Raw genomic sequence first — 400 nt, 5'->3', positions numbered from 1 at the left:
ATGCTGGACTTGTGGTGTATTCCACCACAGACGAGTTTGCCACTGATCTCGGTCACGGTTTCAACCGTGCCGATCCGTTCATGGGTTGCGCCTTTGCCTTTGCCGATGATCATCAACTTGCCCATGGCTGGCAGTCGCTGGATGATATCGGAAGCTCGCGCTTCGAGGCGGAGGCGGGTTTGCGGTTCAATCTCGGTCATTGGTTATCCATTTGTCGAGGCATGGGTGAAACGACGCCTCTTCAACGAGAGGCGGAGAAAAGAGTGGGCTGCAGGTCGAGATCGTGGATCTTCAGCTTGTGTAGCGATTGCGGCAGTCGGTGGGCGATCAGAATGAGGATTGTGTCGGGCAGCCGGCTGCGAATTGTCTGCAGTAGCGCGGTCTCTGACGCCTCGTCGAG

Annotated in this window: 1 protein-coding gene; it reads right to left on the bottom strand. The window is 56.8% G+C overall.

The window, feature by feature from the left end:
* The coding region (locus tag G4D87_RS38705) for a ChuX/HutX family heme-like substrate-binding protein (protein ID WP_205507902.1) at positions 1-200 on the bottom strand (200 nt) is incomplete at its 3' end.
* Positions 201-400: the final 200 nt, after the last annotated feature.

Origin of the sequence: Myxococcus vastator (genome assembly GCF_010894475.1) — a bacterium.
Lineage (GTDB): Bacteria > Myxococcota > Myxococcia > Myxococcales > Myxococcaceae > Myxococcus > Myxococcus vastator.
Note: the sequence above shows the minus strand (reverse complement) of the source record. Positions and strands in the feature narration are given on the sequence as shown.